Here is a 3,463-nt window from a genome sequence, read left to right on the forward strand (position 1 = left end):
CGGCCCTGCCGCACGCGATCGAGCGCCGAGCGGCCGGGGCCGTAGATGCCGGGCAGGCGGAAGACGCGGCTGTCGTCGCGCCAGCCTTGCCACGCCGCGTCCGCCGCGACGCGCGCCGGGCGGCGGCCGGTGCCGGTGGCGCTCGATTCGTCGACCCAGGCGCCGCCGGCATCGCCATAGACCCCGGTCGAGGAGAGATAGCCGATCCAGCGCGCGGGCGAATCGGCGATCAGCGCGCCGTAGCGGGCGAGCACCGGATCCTCGCCGGCGTCGTCGGGCGGCACCGACGACAGGATATGCGTTGCCGCCGCGATCGCGGCGCGCACGCTGTCGGCGTCATCGAAGGCGAGGACGTCGGGGCCGGCGGCGCGGCGGGTCGCGATCACCTGCCAGCCTTCGGCGCGCAGCCGGGTGGCAAGACGCGATGCGGTATAGCCGAGACCGAAGATGAGCATTGTCGCCATGCCGTTCGTTGTAACCACGCAATCCCATCCCTAGAAAGCCCCCATGGACCAGCACGCCGCCCTCGCGATCCCGCCCGCCCCGATCCTCCGTCGCGACTATCGTCCGCCGGCGTGGGCCGTGCCGACCATCCATCTCGACGTCGATCTCGACCCCGCCGCGACCCGCGTCCGCGCCCGGCTCGACGTGACGCGCAACCCCGCGGCGGACGCGCCGCGCGACGCGCTCGCGCTCGACGGCGCACCGGGGATGCGGCCGCTGAGCGTCGCGGTCGACGGGCGGGCGCTCGGCGACGGCGACTGGCGGATCGTCGACGACCAGCTGCTGATCGACCTGCCCGGCGACGCGCATGTGATCGAGACCGAGGTGCTGATCGCGCCCGACAAGAACACGCAGCTGATGGGGCTCTACGCCTCGGGCGGCTTGCTGTGTACGCAGTGCGAGGCGCAGGGCTTCCGGCGCATCACCTTCTTCCCCGACCGCCCCGACGTGCTCAGCCGCTATTCGGTGCGGATGACCGCGGACCGCGCCGCCTATCCGGTGCTGCTCGCCAATGGCGACATGGTCGCCGACGGCGATGCGGGCGCGGGGCGGCATTGGGCGGAATGGTCCGATCCCTTTCCCAAGCCGTGCTATCTGTTCGCGATGGTGGCGGGCGACCTGCAGGTCAATGGCGACGTCTTCACGACGATGTCGGGCCGCACGGTCGAGCTCGGCATCTGGGTGCGCGAGGCCGATCTGCCGCGCACCGATCATGCGATGGCGGCGCTCAAGGCGGCGATGGCGTGGGACGAGCGCGTCTATGGCCGCGAATATGATCTCGGCGTGTTTAACATCGTCGCGGTCGCCGACTTCAACTTCGGCGCGATGGAAAACAAGGGCCTCAACATCTTCAATTCGCGCTACATTCTGGCCGATCCGGAGACCGCGACCGATGCCGATTACGACGCCATCGCGGGCGTCGTCGCGCATGAATATTTCCACAATTGGTCGGGCAATCGCGTCACCTGTCGCGACTGGTTCCAGCTCTCGCTGAAGGAAGGCTTCACCGTCTTCCGCGACCAGGAATTCTCCGCCGACCAGGGCAGCGCCGCGGTCAAGCGGATCGAGGATGTCCGCGTGCTGCGCGCGGCGCAGTTCCCCGAGGATGCGGGCCCGCTCGCGCACCCGATCCGGCCGGATTCCTACATGGAGATCAGCAACTTCTACACCGCGACGATCTACAACAAGGGCGCCGAGATCATCCGCATGATGCACAGCATCCTGGGCGCGGACGGCTTCCGGCAGGGCAGTGACCTCTATTTCGACCGCAACGACGGGACGGCGGCGACCTGCGAGGATTTCGTGCGCGCGATGGAGGACGCCAATGGCGCCGATTTCGCCGACTTCCGCCGCTGGTACAGCCAGGCCGGCACGCCGCGGCTGCGCGCGACGCTGACCCACGATGCCGGCACCGCGCGCGCGACGCTGACGCTCGAGCAGACCGTGCCGCCGACCCCCGGCCAGCCCGACAAGCAGCCGATGCCACTGCCGCTCCGGCTCGCGCTGTTTGGCGCGCGGAGCGCCGCGCCGATCGTGCCCGAGCGAGTCCATGTCCTCGACCAGCAGCGCGCGGAGATCCTGTTCGAAGGCGTCGACGAGCCGCCGGTGCTGTCGATCAACCGCGGCTTCTCGGCGCCCGTCGTGGTCGAGACCAACCGCACCACCGCCGATCTCGCCTTCCTGTCGGCGCATGACGACGATCCCTTCGCGCGCTTCGAGGCGATGCAGCAGCTGATGGTCGAGACGCTGATCGCCGCGATCGACGGCCGCACCGCCGACACCGCGCCGGTGATCGCCGCCATCCGCGGCACGCTCGCCGACGACACGCTGGATCCGGCCTTCGTCGCGGAGGCGGTGATGCTGCCGAGCGAATCCTTCCTCGGCGACCAGCTCGCGGTGATCGACCCCGCCGCGATCCGCCGCGCGCGCGAGTCGCTGCGCAGGCAGATCGGCCGCGATCTCGCCGACGACTGGCGCGCCGCCTATGCCGCGACCGCCGCCAACCGCTTCGAATATACGCCCGCGAGCAAGGGCGCGCGGCGGCTGCGCTCGGTGGCGCTTGCCTATCTGGCGGCAGGCGGGGCGGCGGACGCCCCGGCGCTGGCGCTCGCGCAATTCGAGGGCGCCGACAACATGACCGACCGCATCGGCGCGCTCGGCGTGCTCGCGAACGGCACCGAGCCCGAGCGCGACGTCGCCCTGGCGGCGTTCCACGCGCGCTATCAGGACGATGCGCTGGTGCTCGACAAATGGTTCACGACGCAGGCGCTGTCGGCGCGCGAGGACACCCCCGAGGCGGTCGAGGCGCTGGCGGCGCATGCCGACTTCACGCTGTCCAACCCCAATCGGATGCGCTCGCTGGTCGGCGCGTTCGCGGCCAACCAATATGCCTTCCACCACCCCTCGGGGCGCGGCTACCGCTTCGTCGCCGACATGATCCTGCAGGCCGACCCGCTCAACCCGCAGTCGGCGGCGCGGCTGGTCGGGCCGTTCGGGCGCTGGCGCCGGCTCGAGCCCGCGCGCTCGGCGCTGATGAAGGCCGAACTCGAGCGGATCACCGCGACGCCGGGCCTCAGCAAGGACGTGTTCGAGCAGGCGTCGAAGAGCCTGGCATAGGCCATCTCATCCTCCCCATGCCGCGCATGGGGAGGGGGACCGCCGCCGCCAGGCGGTGGTGGAGGGGTGTTCGCGCTGCTCTGGAAACGTTGCGCGTGCGGCGCTGCCCCTCCACCGCCTTCGGCGGTCCCCCTCCCCATCGTTGATGGGGAGGATCAAGAGGATTACCGCCCCACCCAGTCGGCCACCCGCGCGGCGACCGCATTCAGCGCGGGTGTCACTCCGCCGAGGTCGCCGCACGGTTCCCCGGCGCACGCCGGGGCCCAGGTCCACAGCCTGTGGTGGGCGCGGCGTTCGAACCGCGCGCGGGGGCCTGGGCCCCGGCGTTCGCCGGGGAACGGCT

1 protein-coding gene and 1 pseudogene are annotated in these 3,463 nt (G+C 71.1%); one reads left to right on the forward strand and one right to left on the reverse strand.

Annotated features, from left to right (window positions below; genetic code table 11):
* A pseudogene (locus Q0326_RS09985) lies at positions 1-464 on the reverse strand (SDR family NAD(P)-dependent oxidoreductase); the annotation flags it as partial.
* Positions 465-507: 43 nt separating this feature from the next.
* On the opposite strand from Q0326_RS09985, the gene pepN reads away from it, so the two are divergent.
* Positions 508-3,120 (forward strand): aminopeptidase N, encoded by a 2,613-nt coding sequence (gene pepN / locus Q0326_RS09990; RefSeq protein ID WP_298689729.1) that lies wholly within the window; start codon positions 508-510, stop codon positions 3,118-3,120.
* Positions 3,121-3,463: the final 343 nt, after the last annotated feature.

Origin of the sequence: uncultured Sphingomonas sp. (assembly GCF_937859915.1) — a bacterium.
In the GTDB taxonomy this organism is placed as follows: Bacteria; Pseudomonadota; Alphaproteobacteria; order Sphingomonadales; family Sphingomonadaceae; genus Solisphingomonas.

Excerpts from the sequence above, each read along its gene's own strand:
- pepN (WP_298689729.1), top strand. The coding sequence starts at position 508 with ATGGACCAGCACGCCGCCCTCGCGATCCCGCCCGCCCCGATCCTCCGT.